A 12,145-nucleotide genomic window follows, 5' to 3' on the forward strand; every position below is an offset into this window, starting at 1 on the left:
CGCGACTGTGCGGGATGTGCTGTCTTAAACGCCTTTGCGCTTAGGCAGCGTTTTCAACAGATCCTCAGGGCTGACCGATGCCACAACACTCCCGGCGAGCGGCATCTTCAGAATGTGATTTTTGATTTTCCCAACCACATGCATTTCACATGGCCGGCAATCGAATTTCAGCGTAAGCACTTCATCGCCATGCACCAGTTGCATTGGGGTTGCCTTCCAGCTTTTGATATTCCCTTTGGCCTGTTTCGGGCACAGGTTAAAGGCAAAGCGCAGGCAGTGTTTGGTGATCATCACCGGCACATCGCCCTTCTCTTCATGCATTTCATATGCGCCATCAATCAGTTGCACACCGAAACGCTGATAGAACTCACGCGCTTTATGGTTGTAAACGTTCGCCAGGAAAGTCAGATGGGTATCAGGATAGACCGGTGCCGGATCGGAGACAGCTTTACGGCTGCCGCGCTGGTAACTCGCCAGACGCGCCTCATCAAGCATTTCAACGGTGTCGCGACGAAACGCATTTAACATACTGTTCGGCACAAACAACGCACCCGGCAAGTTGATAGCGATATGACGGGCGTAGTAGATGGTTTGCCCCAGTTTTGCCACGCCCTCTTTCAGGCTATTGATCGCTTTTTCCGCGTTGTTCGCCTCATCGAATTGCCCGTCGAGAGTATGGGTCACGCTGACCCCATCTTCACTGGTCAGAGTCAGCACCAGTTGTTCCTGCCAGCCGCTCACTTCAATATCCACGGCAATGCGACGTTCACTGGAGGTTTTGGTCAGTGCCTGTTGCCAGTTATGGTCCAGGTTACGGTTCAGCGGATGGTGCGGGCGCACTTTATACATCTCCGCGGGCATTTCATTCGGCCAGACGCGGTAACGACCTTCGCCCGTTTTTTCTACCGTGTTGGCGCGAAAACCGACAACGTCACGCTTGATGAGTACGTTCAGACCATCCCCGTTTGCCAACGGTTCGCTGGCTTCAACGTCCAGGTACTCTTTGGTTACTTTCAGCACTTCACCGACCGGCAGGCCGATAAATTTCGGCGAATCAAACGCACCGATATCGCCTTTTCGCGCATTCACAAAATAATCAGTACTACCGCGATGGAAGGTTTTATCGGTGGACGGAATAAAGAAGTGCTCTGTGCGCCCCGCCGATGCCCGCGCCAGGTCGCCGCGGTCTTCAATAATCGCATCCAGCATTTGGCGATAATGCGCGGTAATGTTTTTTACGTAGCTCATGTCTTTGTAGCGCCCTTCAATCTTGAAGGAGCGTACGCCGGCATCAATTAGCGCACCAAGATTAGCGGTCTGGTCATTATCTTTCATCGACAGCAGATGTTTTTCATAGGCCACGACGCGCCCCTGATCGTCTTTCAGGGTGTACGGCAGGCGGCAGGCCTGCGAGCAGTCCCCACGGTTGGCACTGCGCCCCGTCTGGGCGTGGGAAATATAACACTGCCCGGAATAGGCCACGCACAGCGCGCCATGAATAAAGAACTCGATGGTCGCGTCAGTACAGGCGTGAATATCGCGGATCTGCTGCAGATTCAACTCACGCGCCAATACAATCTGGCTAAAACCGGCATCGGAGAGGAACTTCGCCTTTTCTACGCTGCGGATGTCGCACTGGGTACTGGCATGCAGCTCAATCGGCGGGATGTCGAGTTGCATGATCCCCATATCCTGCACAATCAGGGCATCCACCCCGGTTTCGTACAGATCGGTAATCAGGCGCTGAGCAGGCTCCAGCTCATCATCATGCAGAATGGTGTTCAGTGTGATAAACACTTTCGCGCCATAGCGATGGGCAAACGGCACCAGGCTGGCAATATCCTGCAAGCTGTTGCTGGCGTTATGGCGGGCACCGAACCCCGGGCCGCCGATATAGACCGCGTCCGCACCGTGCAAAATGGCTTCGCGAGCGATCGCGGTGTCACGGGCAGGGCTTAAGAGTTCAAGATGATGGGGTTGCAGGCGCATACAATCGTCGTTATCCATTATGTGCAAAATGGCGGCTATTGTAGTCACATCCCCGGCTTTTCACCACCTGTGGCGAAGGCCAATTTCCGCCAGGCGGCAAAGCATTGATGAAATTGCTATTTTCCAGCCGTAACGGCGCAGGTTAAGGTAACCACTATTACGCGAAAGCGTTCAAATGGCGTCGCGGCGGCAAGCGGCAACCTCTGGAGCTTACATAAGTAAGTAACTGAGTGGCCGGGGCAGGCTCAAAGAGGCCATTTGGAAGAGGACGCGTAATCGGACATTCCTCGTCACGTTGTACGTTGTTGTTTACTCGTCGTCGTTCTTTGCCGCAAGCTTGCTTGCGGTTTTTTCTTTTGGGTAGTGGATAAGCGAGTGGAAATGCGCGCTCTGTGCTGAGCTATTACGATAGGCATGGGGACGGTCGCCAGCGAAACGAATCCCGCTACCCGCCGTCAGGGTTCGCCACTGCCCTTCAATGCACATCTCCAGCACCCCGCCAATCACCACCACATGTTCAATGACCCCCTGCTCATGCGGCGTTGATTCGCTCAGGGCGCCCGGCGCCAGGATTATCGAGAAGAGATCAAAATGCAGCGCTTCATCCCAGGGGAACAGCGGAGTGACCACCATAGCCTGCTGCTGCGGATCGAAGGAATGAGGTGTTTCGCTTTCCGACGGCGCAATAAAGGACGAAAACGGCACATTGAGACCGGTGGCGATTTTCCACAGCGTAGCCACCGTGGGGCTGGACTCATTACGTTCAATTTGCCCGAGCATCGCTTTTGACACGCCCGTCTCGTCAGCCAGACGTGAGAGGCTCCAGCCGCGTGCCTGACGGAGATTTTTTAAGGTGCTCGCCAGATAATGTGTTAGATCCATTTTTCCTCCTGTCAGTCTCGCTGCGCATGCTTGTACGCTATAACGCACAATGGTACATTCTTTGGACGCTATAACGCACGAGGAAAGATCATGCGCACTCACGTGTTTCCTTTTACCACGCTTCTGGCGGGTTTTGTGGCCGTACTGGTCGGCTATGCCAGTTCTGCCGCTATTATCTGGCAGGCTGCTGCCGCAGCGGGGGCCAGCGCCACACAAATTGCCGGCTGGATGACGGCGCTCGGTTTAGGCATGGGTGTCAGCACCATCGCGCTGTCGCTGTGGTATCGCATGCCAATACTGACCGCCTGGTCCACGCCCGGTGCCGCATTGCTGGCGACGAGCTTGCAAGGATTGACGCTTGCCGAAGCCATCGGCGTGTTTATTTTTGCTAATGCGCTGATTGTGCTTTGCGGCGTGACCGGACTGTTCGCCCGGCTGATGAAAATTATTCCGCATACCCTCGCGGCAGCTATGCTCGCCGGGATCCTGTTGCGTTTCGGCTTGCAGGCGTTTCACAACGTTGAGGGCCATTTTGTGCTGTGCGGCAGTATGCTACTGGCCTGGCTGGTCTGTAAAGCCCTCGCCCCACGCTATGCCATTGTGGCGACACTGATTATTGGCGCTCTGGTCGCCTGGCTTAGCGGCGATATTGTCACTGCGAAACTGGATGTTGCCTTTGTGGTGCCGGAATTTACCCGTCCGGTCTTTAACTGGACCTCGTTTATCAGTATCGGCATACCCTTTTTTCTCGCCACTATGGCGTCACAAAATGCGCCAGGCTTCGCGACAATGCAGGCGGCGGGCTACCGTGCGGCTGTGTCGCCGCTGATCATTTTTACCGGAGGGCTGGCGCTGCTTTTCTCGCCGTTTGGGGTTTTCTCTATCTGCATCGCCGCCATTACGGCGGCAATTTGTCAAAGCCCGGATGCGCACCCCGACGCCGCACAGCGCTGGAAGGCTGCGGTGGCGGCGGGTGTATTCTATCTGCTAGCGGGCGTATTTGGCGGCTCGATCACCGCATTGCTGGCAGCCTTACCGCTGAGTTGGATCCAGACGCTGGCAGGGCTTGCCTTACTCGGTACGATAGGCGGCAGCCTGTTCCAGGCGCTGTCCCAGGAAAAAGAGCGTGATGCCGCCATCGTGACGTTTCTGGTTACCGCCAGCGGCGTCACGTTACTGGGTGTGGGGTCAGCCTTCTGGGGGCTGGTTGCAGGGGGCGTCTGCTATGCCGCACTGTCACTGGCGCGCCGCGCGTAATTGCGACGGCGTCATGCCAAAAACGGCGCGGAAGCGGTTACTGAAATGGCTGGCAGAACTGAAACCGCAGGCCATCGCGATTGTCGTCAGCGGCAGCCCGGTATTTAACAGTTGCGCTTTCGCCTGCACCATCCGGCGATGCATCACATACTGATGCGGCGCAACCCCCATCGACTGGCGGAACATCCGCGCGAAATGGTATTCACTTAACGCTGCCTGCGCCGCCAGATCGCTCAGCAACAGCGGCTGGGCGAGATTCGCCTCTATCCAGTCCAGCACCTGACGCAGTACCACAGGCGCAAGACCGCCTTTAACGGTGGGCAAACGCCACTGCACATTGCTGTAATGCTGGACAAGATGGGTGAGAAGCAGCGTAGAAGCCGTACTGAGCGTGAGCTGATTCGCCTGCTGATGCCAGTCGCTGCCAAGTAAGAACTGGCGGTAGAGCGCGGTAATGCGCTCATCCTGGGCGAAGGTTTTCTCATCAAGGGTAAACGACGCCGGACTGCGATCCCACACCTTCTCCCCAATCTCCCGCAGATGTTCGTCAGTGCAATAAAGATGCACAAACGACAAATCATCACGGATATCCCAACTGGATTCGCTCTCTTTTGGCATCAGGCAAAACCTGTCCGGCCCTCCGCCATTTTTCCAGCCCTGCGACGTTTTATGGTAGCTCTCGTAACCGTCGGCAATGTACAGGCTCAGGGTGTGATGATCACAATACTGGGTGATGTTATCGCGCTTATTAGACCATGCCGCCAGTTGAATACCAGAATGCAGCGCAACCGAGTCATGCAGAACGGCATTGTGATGTTGCAAATTTTCGAAGGCTTTATAAACAGTCATGGACGCAATTAACAAAAATGTCACCAGAATCTCAGTCTATGAATTGCGCCTGCCCGATACCAGTGTTTCGCCAAAAAAACGCAAGAATTTGCAAGTGACCGGCGGGTTTATGCAAGCCGGAGAGGCATTTTTTGGCAAGACTGGAAACCTGTTGGCGTAACGGGGATCGCAATGAACATTTTTTTATATTGTCTGGTGGTGGTGATATGGGGCACGACATGGATTGCCATTTTTCTGCAACAGGGTCCGGTCGCGGCGCCGGTCTCTATTTTTTGGCGCTTTGCGCTCGCATCACTCACCATCATGGTGGTGTTGATTGCCCTGCGGCGGCTGCGCAAACTTGTCCTGCGGGATCATCTTTTTTGCATCCTGCAAGGATGCTGTGTGTTTGGCTTCAACTTCCTCTGTTTTTACAACGCCGCCGCGTGGATTAACACCGGGCTTGAGTCGGTCATTTTCTCAATGGCCGTCTTGTTTAATGCGGTTAACAGTTTTCTGTTCTTCGGTCAGAAACCCCCTTCGCGCTTCTATCCTGCGGCTTTTCTGGGGCTGACGGGCATTGTGACGCTATTCTGGGATGATTTGCTGGCCAGCGGTCTGAACAGCACGCTGTTACTGGGTATTGGGCTTTCGATGCTGGGTACATTTGGCTTTTCCCTTGGCAATATGATCAGCATGCGCCACCAGCGCAACGGGCTGGAAACCATGACCACCAACGCCTGGGCGATGCTTTACGGGACAATCATTATGGGCGCAATAGCCCTGTTTCACGGCGATGATTTTACCCCTGAGTGGACCTTCAGCTATCTGGGTGCGCTGGTCTATCTCGCCCTCTTTGGATCGGTCATTGCCTTTGGTGCCTATTTCACTCTGGTGGGCCGTATCGGTGCCAGTAATGCTGCCTACAGTACTCTGCTGTTTCCGCTGGTTGCGCTGAGTATTTCAACGGTCTATGAAGGCTATGTCTGGCATATGAACGGGGTTGTCGGCCTGCTGCTGATTCTGACGGGAAATTTAGTGATGTTTTCGCGACCGGGAACGCTGTCGTTTATACGGAAGTTAGCCTGAAAAAAAGCGCCATCCTCTGGGATGGCGCGCCTGTTTTTATTTTTTGGAAACATCAAACATGGTGGCATCGGTCGCCATGTTATCAATGACCTGTTTCAGCGTATCTACCGTCATCGGCGCATTGGCATTGCTCAGACTTTTACCCTCGCCCTGACGCACCACTTTAATCACCGGCTTATTGGTCTGTGCATCAATCAATTCACCTTCGAAATAGAGATGCGTGTCCATAGTCCGGTGACCTGTAGCGGCCTGCGTACCGGCAATCACCATCGCAACCGGGATCACTTCGTAGAATTGCAGGCCTTGCTTGCTGCTGTCCACGCCGGTAATGGCGCCACGGAAAATCAGGCTATGCGCCCCCGGAGAGGTCACCAGCGGTTTACGCTGCGCGGCGGCAGCTTTCAATTTGGTGTTCGTGTAGGTCAACAGCCCGTCGAGCGTTTGCTGGCTCACCTGGCTGGTCGGTTTTGCTACCGGGTAATAGGTTACCGGATGGTAGACAATACTGTCGTATTTACTCAGATCAAATGAAGGATCAACCCAACGCAATACGGGCTTACCGCTTGCGGACGTTGTTTGTTGTAAGTTGGAATAGTCTTTTAAGAAGCCGGAATATTGTTCAGGTTGAGTCACTTTTGACGCACAGCCTGATAACGCAAGCAGGCCGGCAAGCACGGCAACTTTAAATACAGTACGCATGGAAGGTCCCTTTGAGTTTGTATATGCACTAAAAGTTATAGCAAACAACTGGCTACAGCGATGGCGGAAAAAAGCTGTTACGCTCAAATTTCAGAAAAATATAATACTCACTGTTCTAATAAAGGACACTTGCGCCGGCGCAAGGCACCGGCGCGCCTGATTATTTATTGATATCGACCTGGTAGAAAATATGTTTACCGAACGGATCGACTTCATAGCCTTTCACGTTATTTCGTACCGGTTCAAAAATAGTGGAATGGGCAATCATCACCGCAGGCATTTGATCGTGCATCATCTGCTGGGCTTCTTTATACAGCGCCACGCGCTTGTCGTGATCGGTAATGGTTTTCGCTTCGGCGATAATTTTATCAAACGGCTGGTAGCACCATTTCGACGAGTTAGAACCGCCATTGGCAGACTGACAGGTAAATAGCGGGCCGAAGAAGTTATCCGGGTCGCCGGTCGCCGTTGTCCACCCCATCAGCGCCGCCTGATGCTCGCCCCCTTTCACCCGTTTTAAATATTCCCCCCACTCATATGTGACAATTTTCGCGTTGACCCCGACTTTCGCCCAGTCGGCCTGAATCATCTCGGCCATCCGTTTGGCATTCGGGTTGTAAGGCCGCTGAACCGGCATCGCCCACAAATCAATGGTGGTGCCCTCTGGCAACCCGGCTTCTTTCAATAAAGCTTTGGCTTTTTGCGGATCGTAAGCGTAATCCTGCAATTCGCTATCCGCACTCCAGACGCCAGGGGGCAGAAGATTTTTCGCCGCGGTTCCGGTGCCCTGGAAAACCGCATTGATAATGGCCGGTTTATTGATGGCCATCGCCAGCGCCTGGCGCACTTTAACGTTATCAAGCGGCGCTTTTTGCGTGTTAAAGGCAAGGAAACCGGTATTCAACCCCGATTTGCTCATCAGCGTAATGTCTTTGTTCTCTTTCAGACGCGGCAAATCCGCCGGGTTCGGGAATGGCATCACCTGACATTCATTTTTCTCAAGCTTGGCAAGACGTACTGAGGCATCTGGCGTAATGCTGAACACCAGACGGTCGATCTTTGCTTTGCCCTGCCAGTATTCCGGGAAGGCGGTAAACAGAATGCGAGAATCTTTCTGGTACTGAGCCAGTTTGAATGGACCGGTACCAATTGGCTCCATATCCACTTTTTCCGGCGTCCCGGCTTTTAGCATCGCATCGGCGTATTCAGCAGATAAGATAGAGGCGAAATACCAGGCCAGGTCAGGCACAAAGGGCGCTTCGGGATGTGCCAGCGTAAAGCGCACGGTGTTGTCGTCCACTTTATCGATAGCGGTAATCAGCTTGCCAAATTCCAGACTTTCGAAATTGGAGTAGTTGCCGTTAGAGACATTATGGTAAGGATGCTGCGGGTCTTTTTGCCGCATGAAAGAGAAAATGACGTCGTCGGCATTAAAATCGCGCGTCGGCGTAAAGAATTTATTGCTCTGAAACTTCACCCCTTTACGCAGATGGAAGGTATACACCTTGCCGTCTTCGCTGACCTCCCAATTCTCAGCCAGCCCTGGCTGGAGTTCGGTCGTCCCGCCTTTAAAATCGACGAGCCGGTTATAAACCGGAACCGCGCTGGCGTCGACGCTGGTGCCTGAGGTATAGAGTTGCGGGTTGAAATTCTCTGGCGATCCTTCTGAACAGTAGACCAGGGTTTTTGCCGCCACAGAGGAACTCACTGCCAGGGCCAGCAAGGCCAGCGCAACTGTTGTCTGTTTTCTAGTCATAGATTTTCCTGTCGTTTTCTTTCCATGAGCCAAATAGTGCTTGTTGTTTGCGCTTCCATAAATAACATTAAAGTAATATTGCAAGCACCTGATAAGTCAAATAAAGAAGGAATCACTATGACATCGCCCCTCGCCAGTCAATTAACGCAACGCTTCTTTCGCTATCTTGCTATCACCAGCCAAAGTGACGCTGCCGCCACGACATTACCGACCACGCCCGGGCAATTAGACATGGCGCGCGCACTGGCGCAAGAGCTGCAAACGCTGGGCCTGGATGAGATTGTGCTGGATGAACACGCCACGGTCACTGCGGTGAAAAAAGGCACGGTGCCGGGCGCGCCGCGTATTGGTTTTATCACCCATATCGACACCGTAGACGTGGGTTTGTCGCCGGATATTCATCCGCAAATTCTGCGTTTCAAGGGAGAAGATCTCTGTCTGAACGCCAGCAAAGATATCTGGCTGCGTGTGGAGGAACACCCGGAAATTAACGCCTACCTTGATGAAGAGATCATCTTTAGCGATGGCACCAGCGTACTGGGGGCAGATAACAAAGCCGCTGTCACGGTTGTGATGACGTTGCTGGAAAACCTGACGGCAGAACAGCAACATGGCGATATTGTCGTGGCGTTTGTTCCGGATGAAGAAGTCGGCCTGCGTGGGGCGAAGGCACTGGATTTAAAACGCTTTGATGTCGATTTTGCCTGGACTATCGACTGCTGCGAAAAAGGCGAGATTGTTTTTGAAAACTTCAATGCCGCCTCGGCGTCTATCCATTTTACAGGCGTCACCGCGCATCCGATGTCGGCAAAAGGTGTGCTGGTTAACCCACTGCTGATGGCCATGGATTACATCAGCCACTTTGACCGCCAGCAAACGCCGGAACATACCGAAGGCCGCGAAGGCTATGTGTGGTTCAATGGGATGGAAGCTGTTCAGGGGCACGCGCATCTCAGCGCCAGCATCCGTGACTTCGACAAAGCGAGCTTTGAGCGCAGGAAACAGCAGATTGCCGATGTCGCAAAAAAAATCGCCGCGCAGTACCCCACCGCGAAAGTGGAGTACAGCATCAGCGATATTTACAGCAATATCAGTAACGCCATCGGCGAAGACAAACGCGCAATTGATTTACTGTTCGAGGCGATGACCACGCTTGGCATCACTCCCAAACCCACCCCCATGCGCGGCGGCACAGACGGCGCGGCGCTGTCTGCAAAAGGGTTATTAACCCCGAATTTCTTTACCGGCGCGCACAATTTTCATTCGCAATTTGAATTTCTGCCGGTGAAATCGTTCGAGGCCTCATACCAGGTCGCGTTACAGTTATGCCTGCTGGCGGCGCGTTAAGCTTTACGCGCCAGTAAGGTCGCAAAGCGCAGTTTGATACGGTTGCCATTGGCGTCGGTGCGGTGCAACTCACCGACGTCTTCATTGTATTTTTCCAGTTCCCACCCTGCGTAGTAATCACGCAATTCATTCTCTTTAAAGGCAAACGGGAAACCAACGGTGCAGGGGAAATCGGCCGTGTCCATCGCCGCCACAATCAGGTTGTAACCTCCCGCTTTGGTGCAACGCTGCATATTGGCGATAAGCCCCGGAATGGTTTGCGGCTCAAGAAACATCATCACCACGGTCGAGAGAATAAAATCGTATTCGCCCTCAAAGCTAAGTGCGTTCAAATCCACAACGGCGGTTTGCAGCGTGTTGAGCCCTTCGGCCTGACGAATGGTGTCGATATTATTGATGCTCGCGGCGTTTTTATCCCATGCCGTCACATCAAACCCATTGGCCGCCAGATAGAGGCTGTTACGCCCGTTGCCGCAGCCCAGGTCCAGTGTTTTGCCCGGTTTCACAAACTGCATGGCATGCAGTACCTCTGAGTGGGTGCGGGTCAATCCATATTTTTCAGTAAAATAGCTGTCGTCAAACGTGGTCATGGTTGTTCCTTATTTTTTCCCTATATAAGCGCAAACTTATAAGATGTATTTTAAATGCATTTTATGTTTTTTCATTCTGAATAGCCAGTATCGCAAAGTTTGCTACGTTTATCGTGGGGAATTAATGGAAGCAAACAATGACTAAATACCGACTCAGTGATGAGCGCCGTGCGTTCAGTTATCAGATTAACGGCGAAAAACAGAAGGTCTCGCTGCGCCAGATTATTGCGTTGCGTGATTTTGGTGATGTAACGGCCGGCACCGTTGGTGGCTGGGTGGAGGATGAAACTACCCTCTCACAAGAAGGAGATTGCTGGATTTATGATGTGAACAGCATGGTGTTTGCCAACAGTCATGTGCGTGATGACGCCCGTCTGACGCAACCCTGTCTTGTTTGCCATGACGTTGAAATTGGCGGTAACACTTGGGTTGATGCGGCAGAGCTAAGTCATGGTGTCGTATTAAGTGACAACGTCACTGTGCAGACATCCACTGTGCGTGGTACCTGCCACCTGTTCGGTAACGCGCGTATTCTACACGGCTGTGAAATCATCGCCGCGCAGGGCCTTACGCCGGATAATCAACAAATACTGCAAATTTATGACCGCGCCACGGTTACCCATTCGCGCGTGGTCCACCAGGCGCAAATTTATGGCGATGCCATCGTTAAGTTCGCGTTTATAGAACATCGCGCCGAGGTGTTTGATTTCGCCCTGCTGGAAGGCAATGAGCAAAATGATGTCTGGGTGTGCGACTGTGCCAAAGTTTACGGCAAAGCGCGCGTTGTGGCCGGAAGTGATGAAGATGCCATTCCTACGTTGCGCTACAGTGCTCAGGTTGCGGAAAATGCCACCATCGAAGGCAACTGTGTGCTCAAACACCACGTGCTTGTCGGTGGCAATGCGCATTTAATCGGCGGACCGATTTTGCTGGATGAAAAAGTTGTTATCCAGGGAAATGCGCGTATCAAAGGCAATGTGCTGATCGAGAATCATATTGAAATCACCGATGACGCGGTGGTTGAGGCACCGGATGGCGAAAGTATTTTGTTGCGTGGTCAGAAGGTGATTAATGGCGCACAGTATATTACCCGCACGCCATTGGCCGGGCTGCTATGATGAGCGATCGATAATCTGCCCGTAGATATTCTGGTCATGAAAGCTGCCGTTCAGGAACTCCGCCTGCCGCAGACACCCTTCGAGGATAAAGCCGTTACGCAACGCGACACGGTTGCTTGCCTCGTTCGCAACCCGGCATTTAATGACGAAACGGCGGACATCACCCCGACGAGCGTAAAATGCCATAAACGCCTGCAGGCAGGTGGAGACAATCCCCTTTCCCTCTTTGTCTTTATCGAGCCAGTAACCGATATAACCGGTTTTGTTGGTCGGCTCGATGGAGTTAAAGGAGAGCACACCCACCAGCACGTTATCTTCGAGGATCAGGAACATTTTGGCGTAGCCGCGCTGATGCAGAATAATATTGCTTTGCGCGGTTTGCCGGGTCTGGTCAACCGAGCGCACATACTGCGGCCAGTCCAGAAAATGCTGTAGCCATTCGCGGTTTTTAACGATCAGTTGGTGCAGATCGTGAACAAAACGCTCATCAATGGCATGCAGTGCCAGATGGTCGTTGACGACGATCAGGCTGTCGGTGGAATCCATGACATCTCCTCGTATCAGAACCTCCCTCCCCGAGGGAGGTTACC

Annotated in this window: 12 protein-coding genes; 5 read left to right on the plus strand and 7 right to left on the minus strand. The window is 53.0% G+C overall.

What is annotated here, in order from left to right:
- Window positions 1-24: 24 nt before the first annotated feature.
- Both C5523_RS13885 and C5523_RS13890 read right to left on the minus strand, forming a co-directional pair.
- Window positions 25-1,989, minus strand: coding sequence for a U32 family peptidase (locus C5523_RS13885; RefSeq protein ID WP_039079157.1), 1,965 nt, complete (start codon window positions 1,987-1,989; stop codon window positions 25-27).
- A gap of 309 nt (window positions 1,990-2,298) precedes the next feature.
- Window positions 2,299-2,871, minus strand: a complete 573-nt coding sequence (locus C5523_RS13890; RefSeq protein WP_079497484.1) for a helix-turn-helix domain-containing protein — start codon at window positions 2,869-2,871, stop codon at window positions 2,299-2,301.
- 90 nt (window positions 2,872-2,961) lie between these two features.
- On the opposite strand from C5523_RS13890, the gene C5523_RS13895 reads away from it, so the two are divergent.
- Complete coding sequence (locus tag C5523_RS13895) at window positions 2,962-4,128, plus strand: benzoate/H(+) symporter BenE family transporter (protein ID WP_039079111.1); 1,167 nt, start codon at window positions 2,962-2,964, stop codon at window positions 4,126-4,128.
- On the opposite strand, the gene C5523_RS13900 is transcribed toward C5523_RS13895, so the two are convergent.
- Window positions 4,108-4,977 (minus strand): helix-turn-helix domain-containing protein, encoded by an 870-nt coding sequence (locus C5523_RS13900; RefSeq protein WP_039079112.1) that lies wholly within the window; start codon window positions 4,975-4,977, stop codon window positions 4,108-4,110. The genes C5523_RS13895 and C5523_RS13900 overlap by 21 nt on opposite strands.
- Here C5523_RS13900 and C5523_RS27430 point away from each other — a divergent pair.
- Window positions 4,976-5,137 (plus strand): hypothetical protein, encoded by a 162-nt coding sequence (locus C5523_RS27430; RefSeq protein WP_172600658.1) that lies wholly within the window; start codon window positions 4,976-4,978, stop codon window positions 5,135-5,137. The two genes, C5523_RS13900 and C5523_RS27430, sit on opposite strands and share 2 nt — an antisense overlap.
- Window positions 5,138-5,148: 11 nt before the next feature.
- Complete coding sequence (locus C5523_RS13905; RefSeq protein ID WP_107223072.1) at window positions 5,149-6,045, plus strand: DMT family transporter; 897 nt, start codon at window positions 5,149-5,151, stop codon at window positions 6,043-6,045.
- Between the two features lie 36 nt (window positions 6,046-6,081).
- Here C5523_RS13905 and C5523_RS13910 read toward each other — a convergent pair whose 3' ends face one another.
- Together C5523_RS13910 and C5523_RS13915 are read right to left on the minus strand one after the other, a co-directional pair.
- Window positions 6,082-6,744: a DUF3313 domain-containing protein gene (locus C5523_RS13910; RefSeq protein WP_039079114.1), complete on the minus strand. Its 663-nt coding sequence runs from the start codon at window positions 6,742-6,744 to the stop codon at window positions 6,082-6,084.
- A gap of 160 nt (window positions 6,745-6,904) precedes the next feature.
- The gene (locus C5523_RS13915) at window positions 6,905-8,500 is read right to left on the minus strand and encodes an ABC transporter substrate-binding protein (RefSeq protein WP_108701354.1); all 1,596 of its coding nucleotides are present in this window, start codon (window positions 8,498-8,500) and stop codon (window positions 6,905-6,907) included.
- Between the two features lie 117 nt (window positions 8,501-8,617).
- Between C5523_RS13915 and pepT the strand changes: the two genes are divergently transcribed.
- Window positions 8,618-9,847 carry a peptidase T gene (gene pepT, locus C5523_RS13920; protein ID WP_039079116.1) on the plus strand — a complete coding sequence of 410 codons (1,230 nt, stop codon included), beginning with the start codon at window positions 8,618-8,620 and terminating at the stop codon, window positions 9,845-9,847.
- On the opposite strand, the gene tehB is transcribed toward pepT, so the two are convergent.
- Complete coding sequence (gene tehB, locus C5523_RS13925) at window positions 9,844-10,437, minus strand: tellurite resistance methyltransferase TehB (protein ID WP_108701355.1); 594 nt, start codon at window positions 10,435-10,437, stop codon at window positions 9,844-9,846. The genes pepT and tehB overlap by 4 nt on opposite strands.
- Window positions 10,438-10,574: 137 nt before the next feature.
- Here tehB and ydcK point away from each other — a divergent pair, with 137 nt between their 5' ends.
- Window positions 10,575-11,555, plus strand: coding sequence for a YdcK family protein (gene ydcK, locus C5523_RS13930; protein ID WP_108701356.1), 981 nt, complete (start codon window positions 10,575-10,577; stop codon window positions 11,553-11,555).
- Here the strand turns inward: ydcK and rimL are convergent.
- Window positions 11,550-12,101, minus strand: coding sequence for a 50S ribosomal protein L7/L12-serine acetyltransferase (rimL, locus tag C5523_RS13935; protein WP_039079119.1), 552 nt, complete (start codon window positions 12,099-12,101; stop codon window positions 11,550-11,552). The two genes, ydcK and rimL, sit on opposite strands and share 6 nt — an antisense overlap.
- Window positions 12,102-12,145: the final 44 nt, after the last annotated feature.

The sequence above is a fragment of the Phytobacter sp. SCO41 genome (assembly GCF_003073275.1).
Classification (GTDB): domain Bacteria; phylum Pseudomonadota; class Gammaproteobacteria; order Enterobacterales; family Enterobacteriaceae; genus Phytobacter; species Phytobacter diazotrophicus.

What these genes read in the sequence shown, in the direction of transcription:
- tehB (WP_108701355.1), bottom strand. Translation starts at nt 10,437, where the DNA reads ATGACCACGTTTGACGACAGCTATTTTACTGAAAAATATGGATTGACC.
- C5523_RS13905 (WP_107223072.1), top strand. Translation starts at nt 5,149, where the DNA reads ATGAACATTTTTTTATATTGTCTGGTGGTGGTGATATGGGGCACGACA.
- pepT (WP_039079116.1), top strand. Translation starts at nt 8,618, where the DNA reads ATGACATCGCCCCTCGCCAGTCAATTAACGCAACGCTTCTTTCGCTAT.
- C5523_RS13890 (WP_079497484.1), bottom strand. Translation starts at nt 2,871, where the DNA reads ATGGATCTAACACATTATCTGGCGAGCACCTTAAAAAATCTCCGTCAG.
- C5523_RS13910 (WP_039079114.1), bottom strand. Translation starts at nt 6,744, where the DNA reads ATGCGTACTGTATTTAAAGTTGCCGTGCTTGCCGGCCTGCTTGCGTTA.
- C5523_RS13915 (WP_108701354.1), bottom strand. Translation starts at nt 8,500, where the DNA reads ATGACTAGAAAACAGACAACAGTTGCGCTGGCCTTGCTGGCCCTGGCA.
- rimL (WP_039079119.1), bottom strand. Translation starts at nt 12,101, where the DNA reads ATGGATTCCACCGACAGCCTGATCGTCGTCAACGACCATCTGGCACTG.
- ydcK (WP_108701356.1), top strand. Translation starts at nt 10,575, where the DNA reads ATGACTAAATACCGACTCAGTGATGAGCGCCGTGCGTTCAGTTATCAG.
- C5523_RS13885 (WP_039079157.1), bottom strand. Translation starts at nt 1,989, where the DNA reads ATGCGCCTGCAACCCCATCATCTTGAACTCTTAAGCCCTGCCCGTGAC.
- C5523_RS13895 (WP_039079111.1), top strand. Translation starts at nt 2,962, where the DNA reads ATGCGCACTCACGTGTTTCCTTTTACCACGCTTCTGGCGGGTTTTGTG.
- C5523_RS13900 (WP_039079112.1), bottom strand. Translation starts at nt 4,977, where the DNA reads ATGACTGTTTATAAAGCCTTCGAAAATTTGCAACATCACAATGCCGTT.
- C5523_RS27430 (WP_172600658.1), top strand. Translation starts at nt 4,976, where the DNA reads ATGGACGCAATTAACAAAAATGTCACCAGAATCTCAGTCTATGAATTG.